The organism is Nonomuraea corallina (assembly GCF_027620315.1).
Taxonomy (GTDB): Bacteria; Actinomycetota; Actinomycetes; order Streptosporangiales; family Streptosporangiaceae; genus Nonomuraea; species Nonomuraea corallina.
The window spans coordinates 26,682-32,682 of record NZ_JAPNNL010000074.1; the positions used below are offsets into that span (position 1 = coordinate 26,682).

The 6,001-nt window shown below is 71.6% G+C and carries 6 protein-coding genes; 3 read left to right on the forward strand and 3 right to left on the reverse strand.

What is annotated here, in order from left to right; translation table 11 throughout:
* Positions 1-21 precede the first annotated feature (21 nt).
* Complete coding sequence (locus OUY22_RS19315) at positions 22-780, forward strand: SDR family NAD(P)-dependent oxidoreductase (RefSeq protein WP_270156424.1); 759 nt, start codon at positions 22-24, stop codon at positions 778-780.
* A 79-nt stretch (positions 781-859) separates the two neighbouring features.
* Complete coding sequence (locus OUY22_RS19320) at positions 860-1,654, forward strand: alpha/beta fold hydrolase (protein WP_270156425.1); 795 nt, start codon at positions 860-862, stop codon at positions 1,652-1,654.
* Here OUY22_RS19320 and OUY22_RS19325 read toward each other — a convergent pair.
* From OUY22_RS19325 to mce, 3 genes are all read right to left on the reverse strand, one after another.
* Positions 1,614-2,738: an AI-2E family transporter gene (locus tag OUY22_RS19325; RefSeq protein WP_270156426.1), complete on the reverse strand. Its 1,125-nt coding sequence runs from the start codon at positions 2,736-2,738 to the stop codon at positions 1,614-1,616. The genes OUY22_RS19320 and OUY22_RS19325 overlap by 41 nt on opposite strands.
* 116 nt (positions 2,739-2,854) lie before the next feature.
* A complete protein-coding gene (locus OUY22_RS19330; RefSeq protein WP_270156427.1) occupies positions 2,855-4,144 on the reverse strand; it encodes a DivIVA domain-containing protein in 1,290 nt (429 codons plus the stop codon).
* 192 nt (positions 4,145-4,336) lie between these two features.
* Positions 4,337-4,759: a methylmalonyl-CoA epimerase gene (mce, locus tag OUY22_RS19335; protein WP_270156428.1), complete on the reverse strand. Its 423-nt coding sequence runs from the start codon at positions 4,757-4,759 to the stop codon at positions 4,337-4,339.
* An 84-nt stretch (positions 4,760-4,843) separates the two neighbouring features.
* Here mce and OUY22_RS19340 point away from each other — a divergent pair.
* A partial coding sequence (locus OUY22_RS19340; RefSeq protein ID WP_270156429.1) for an acetyl-CoA C-acetyltransferase occupies positions 4,844-6,001 on the forward strand: 1,158 nt, incomplete at its 3' end.

Consider the following 6,001-nt stretch of genomic DNA (forward strand, 5'->3'; position numbering starts at 1 on the left):
GGTCCGTACGGAGGAGGCATCGTGGGCGCGTTCGCTCTAGACGGCAAGAAAGCCCTGGTCACCGGGGCGTCGAAGGGCATCGGCAAGGCCATCGCGCTCGCGTTCGCCGACGCCGGGGCCGACGTGGCGCTGACGGCGCGCTCGGCCGACGCGCTCGCCGAGCTGGCCGCCGAGATCCGGGCGCGCGGCCGGCAGGCCGTGGCCGTCCCCGCCGACCTGACCGACAGGGACACCGCCGCCGCGACCGTGCGCGCGGCCATCGCCGGGCTGGGCCACCTCGACATCGTGGTCAACAACGCCGGCGGGTCCAACTTCCTGGTCGAGTTCAAGGACCTGCGGCTGAGCGGCTGGGACAAGATCATGCGGCTCAACCTCGACTCGGCCATGGCCGTCTGCCACGCCGCCGCGCCGCACCTGCTCGAACGCGGCAGCGGCTCGGTGATCAACATCGCCTCCGCGGCCGCGTTCGGCGCGCCCTTCCTGGCCCCGTACGCGGCCGCCAAGGCGGGCCTGGTGGCCCTGACCAAGACGCTCGCCCTGGAGTGGGCGGCGGCGGGCGTGCGGGTCAACGCCCTCCTGCCGGGCTGGACCGCCACCGACCTCAACCGCAACCTCTGGGACGACGGGAACGACGGCCGGGCGACGGTCTCCGGCGTGCCGATGCGCCGCTGGGGCACCGTCGAGGAGATCGCCCAGCCCGCCGTGTTCCTCGCCGGTGACGCCTCGTCCTACATGACCGGGCAGACGCTGATCGTCGACGGCGGACTCACCACCGCCTGACGAACCGGACGGCCCATTCTCCGCATATCGGCACGGGCATGGAGTGAATGTCGCGGCGAACCGGGCTACCGTGAGGTCCGTGCAGCTCTACACGAGAACAACCGGGAGCGGACTCCCGCTCGTACTGCTCCACGCGTTCCCGCTCTCGTCGGCCATGTGGCTGGCCCAGCGGGAGGGGCTGGCCAGGGCGTGCCGGGTCATCACCCCCGACCTGCGCGGCTTCGGCGGATCACGGCTCGGCGACGACGAGCCGTCGATCGACCTCATGGCCGACGACGTCGCCCGCATGCTCGACGACGAGGGCGTCGAACGGGCGGTCGTCGGCGGCCTGTCGATGGGCGGCTACGTCGCCATGGCCTTCTGCCGCCGCCACCCCGACCGGGTGCTGGGCGTCATCCTGGCCGGCACCAAGGCGAGCCCCGACACCGAGCCCGCCCGCGACAACCGCGAGCGCATCGCCAGGGCGGTGCTCGCCGACGGCAGCGACGTGCTGGTCAAGGAGGTGCTCCCGGCCCTGATCGGGGCCACCACCAAGCAGCGCAGGGCCATGGTGTTCGGCCGGGTCAAGGGGCTCGTGCAGGCGGCGCCGCCCCAGGCCGCGGCGTGGGCGATGCGCGCGATGGCCGCCCGGCCCGACTCCTTCGACACGCTGGCCGCGCTCAAGGTGCCCGCGCTGGTGCTGGTGGGCGACGAGGACGAGCTGGCGCCGCCGCCGGACGCGCGGGCCATGGCGGAGGCGGTGCCGGAAGGGCGGCTGGAGGTCATCGCCAAGGCCGGTCACCTGGTCGCCGTCGAGCAGCCCGAGGCGTTCAACGCGGCCGTGGAGCGCTTCCTCAGCTCCGAGCTTGCCGGGGTATCACGATCTCACGGATGATCAGGGCGATCGCGGCGGCCACCGGGATGGCCAGCAGCGCGCCCACGATGCCCAGCAGGGCGCCGCCCACCAGGGCGGCGATCACCGTCACCGCCGGCGTCACGTCGACCGAGCGCTTCATCACCCTCGGATAGATGACGTAGTTCTCGATCTGCTGGTAGATCACGAAGAAGATCGCGCAGGCGAGGCCCGCCGGCACCGAGCCGAGCAGCGCCACGCCGGTCACCACCACCGCTCCGATCGTGGCGCCCACCAGCGGGATCAGGTCGGTCAGGGCCACCACGAGGGCGAGCGCGAGCGCGTACTCGACACCCACGATCGACAGGAAGATCCACGTCAGCACGCCGGCGATGACCGAGATGAGGATGTTGCCGGCGACGTAGCCGCCGATGCCGCCGAGGATCTCCTCGGCGATCGCCCCGGTGCGGTCACGGCGCGAGGCCGGAACCAGCTTGAGCAGGTAGGCCTTGATCGTGTGCAGCGAGCCCAGGAAATAGAGCATGAGCACCAGCAGCGTGATCGTGGTGAACAGGCTGTCGAGCACCACCAGCCCGGCGCCCACCACGCCGGTGGCCAGCGACGGGCCGAGGGTGGTCGTGACGAACGAGGCCAGCTGCGGCAGGATCTGGTAATCGGCGTCCAGCTCGCGCAGCGTCGGATGGCTGCTCAGCTCCCTGACGTACTCCGGCACGGCCGCCACGAAGTCGGCGAGCTGCCGGCTGACCGGCGGCACCACGGCCAGGCCGAACAGCACGAACGCCACGATCACCGCGGCGAACACGGACGTGATCGCCCACCGCCTGGCCAGGCCGCGCCGCTGCAGCGCCTCCACCGCCGGGTTCAGCCCGACGGCCAGGAACATCGCCACCACGATCAGGATGATCACGTTCAGCGAGCTGACGACCATCTGGGCGAGCGCGATGGCGGTCAGCACCCCGAGCCCGCCGGTCAGCCCGAACAGGAACGGCCCCCGCACCAGCGGCTTCCCCGGCATCCCGTACCCGCCAGGAGTGACCTCTGTCCCGTCGGGCATCGGCCCGCCGCCGGCGGGCGGCGGCGCGGCGGGATCGGCTGTCGCGGTCACGGGCTCTCCTGCACCAGGGGGCACAACGAGAGAGAGCCTAGCGACCTAGGTCACCAGGCTCTCTCATCTCGTGCGATCGATCCCGTGTAGGACGCCTCAGCGGTGGGCGCGGGCGGTTACTCCTGCCACCACTCGGCGTCGTCGTCGGCCTTGCTCTCGGCCTTGGCGGGCGCGGCGATCGGAGCCGGGCGGTCGTCGACCGTCGCGGCGGCCAGGGCCGGCTTGGGCGGGGCCGCAGTCACGGCGGGCTCGGGGTCGAGGCCCGGCAGGGCGGCGCCGCCGAGCAGCTGGCGCAGCTGCGCCAGGTGGCTGGTGATGCTGTCGCGCTGGCGGGTCAGCTCGTCCACCTGGCGCTGCATCGAGGTGCGGGTGCGCTCGGCGTCGTTCTTCGCCTCGGTGACGATCGTGTCGGCGCTGCTCTTGGCCTCGCTGACGATCTGCTCGGAGCTCTTGCGGGCGTTGGCGACCAGCTGCTTGGCGTGCAGATCGGCCTCGCGGCGGGTCTGCTCGGCCTGCTGGGTCGCCTTGGAGGCCCGGGACTCGGCGGTGGCGGCGCGCTGCTCGGCCTCGGCCACCAGCTTCTGCGTCGCGGCCTGCGTGGCGGCGTGGCGCTCGGCCTCCTGGCGCTCCGCCTCCTCGCGCCGGGAGGCGAGCTGGATCTCGAACTCGGCCTCGTCCTGCGCCCGCTTGGCCTCGGACTCCTCCAGGACCCGCTGCGCCTGCGCGCGCATCTCGTCGGCCTGACGCTTGGCGGTGGTCAGCACCTCGTCGCGCTCGCGCTTGGTCGAGGCGCGCAGCTGGGCCACCTCGCGCTCGGTGGTGGTGCGCAGCTTGGCGATCTCACGCTCGGCGTCGGCGCGCTTCTCGGCGACCTCGTGGTCGGCGGTGGCGCGGAGCTTGGCCACCTCGCGCTCGGTGGTCGCCGTCAGCTCGTCGGCCTCGCGGCGGGCGGTCGAGCGGATCTCCTCGGCGTCGCGCTCGGCGCTCGTGCGCATCTCCTCGCTCTCGCGCGTCGCCTGCGCCCGCTTCTCGGCCGCCTCGGCCTCCGCGGCGGCGCGCAGGTCGGCCGCCTCCACCTTGGCCGCGGCCTTGATCTCGTTGGCCTCGGACCTGGCGGCCTGGACGAGCTCCGTGGCCTGCTCCTCGGCCAGGCGCAGGAGCTGCTCGATGCGGGCGCCGAGACCGGAGTAGGTGGGCCGCTCCTGCTCCTGCAGCTGGCGCTGGGAGTCGGACAGCTCTCGCTGCAAGGAAGTGGCCTGCTCACGGGCCTGGCGCAGTTCGGCGTCGAGCTGCTTCAGGTGATCGTGGACCTGATGCCGGTCATAACCTCGAAGCACCACGTCGAACTCGCGGGCCGGTGCGTCTTCGAAGAAGTTGTTGAGCTGGGCGTCGATGTCGGACTGCATGGAGGCTCGATCCTGGGTTGTCGAGACGGCTACACGGGCCGGACGGGGGGTTCGGGGCATCCGAGCCTGGAGCCCGTGCCTCGCGGCAGGCTCCATGTCCGGTGGAAAGCCAGCGTACTCCGCCGATGCCGAGTGCGAAGCCCCGTCCGGGTTTCTGCGTGACTAGTTACTAATGAACGAATTTTGTGTTTGCTAGCTCTTGGCCGCTTGCACCAACTCGGTCAGCATTCCTCCCACGTCCTTGGGGTGCAGAAACGCGATCTGCGATCCCATGGAGCCGTGCCTGGGGCTCTCGTCGAGCAGGCGCACACCCTTGCCGCCGATCTTAGACATGGCCTCGGAGACGTCCGGCACGCCGAACGCCACATGGTGGACTCCCTCACCCCTCTTGGCCAGGAATTTCCCCACCGGCGAATCGGGCGACAACGGCTCCAGCAGCTGGATGTAGGAGCCGCCGCCGTCGGCGTCGGCGATCCGCAGCATGGCCTCCTTCACGCCCTGCTCCTCGTTGACCTCCCTGGCCACCACCTCCAGCTCGAACAGCCCGGAGAAGAGCGCGATCTTCTCCTCGAGGTCGTGGCACGCGATCCCGATGTGGTCGATGCGCATGAACATGTGTGGCCCACCTCCATAGCGAACACCCTGCTACCGCTAGGTATGGTGTCAAAGAGCTCCCCTCGTGTGCACAGGAGGCCCCGCATGTCTGGTTCCGTCATCGTCGCCGGAGCGCGTACCCCCATCGGCAAGTTGCTCGGCTCGCTGGCCGGCCTGCGGGCGGTGGACCTGGGCGGCCTCGCGATCAAGGCCGCGCTGGAGCGCGCGGGGGTGGCGCCGGAGGCCGTCGAGTATGTGATCATGGGCCAGGTGCTGCAGGCCGGCGCGGGCCAGCTCCCCGCCCGCCAGGCGGCGGTCAAGGCCGGCATCCCCATGACGGTCCCGTCCATCCTGATCAACAAGGTGTGCCTGTCCGGCCTGGACGCCATCGCGCTGGCCGACCAGCTGATCCGCGCGGGCGAGTTCGACATCGTGGTCGCGGGCGGCATGGAGTCCATGACCAACGCCCCGCACCTGCTGCCGGGCCTGCGCAAGGGGGTCAAGTACGGCGGCTCCGAAGTCGTCGACTCGATGGCCCACGACGGCCTGTTCTGCGCCTTCGACCAGTGCGCCATGGGGGAGTCGACCGAGCGCTACAACGCGCGGCTGGGCATCGGCCGCGAGGAGCAGGACGAGGTGTCGGCCCGCTCCCACCAGCTCGCCGCCGCGGCGGCCAAGAACGGCGCGTTCGAGGCGGAGATCGTGCCGGTCGAGATCCCGCAGCGGCGCGGTGAGCCGCTGGTCGTCGAGCACGACGAGGGCGTGCGCGGTGACACCACCGCCGAGACGCTGGCCAGGCTGCGCCCGGCGTTCGCGGCCGACGGCACCATCACGGCCGGGTCGGCGTCGCAGATCTCCGACGGCGCCTGCGCGGTGGTGGTCATGTCCAAGGCCAAGGCCGAGGAGCTGGGCCTGGAGTGGCTGGCGGAGATCGGCCGCCACGGCAACGTCGCCGGCCCCGACTCGTCCCTGCAGTCGCAGCCGGCCAACGCCATCAAGCACGCCCTGGCCAAGCAGGGCCTCACCGCGCAGGACCTGGACCTGATCGAAATCAACGAGGCGTTCGCCAGCGTGGTGATCCAGTCGGTCAAGGAGCTCGGCGTGCCGATGGACATCGTGAACGTCAACGGCGGCGGCATCGCGCTCGGCCACCCGATCGGCGCCTCCGGCGCCCGCATCGTGCTCACCCTCGCCCACGAGCTGAAGCGGCGCGGCGGCGGCGTCGGCGCGGCCGGCCTGTGCGGCGGCGGAGGCCAGGGCGAC

Bases quoted from the DNA above. Each gene is read 5' to 3' on its own strand.
- OUY22_RS19330 (WP_270156427.1), bottom strand. From the start codon at position 4,144: ATGCAGTCCGACATCGACGCCCAGCTCAACAACTTCTTCGAAGACGCA.
- mce (WP_270156428.1), bottom strand. From the start codon at position 4,759: ATGTTCATGCGCATCGACCACATCGGGATCGCGTGCCACGACCTCGAG.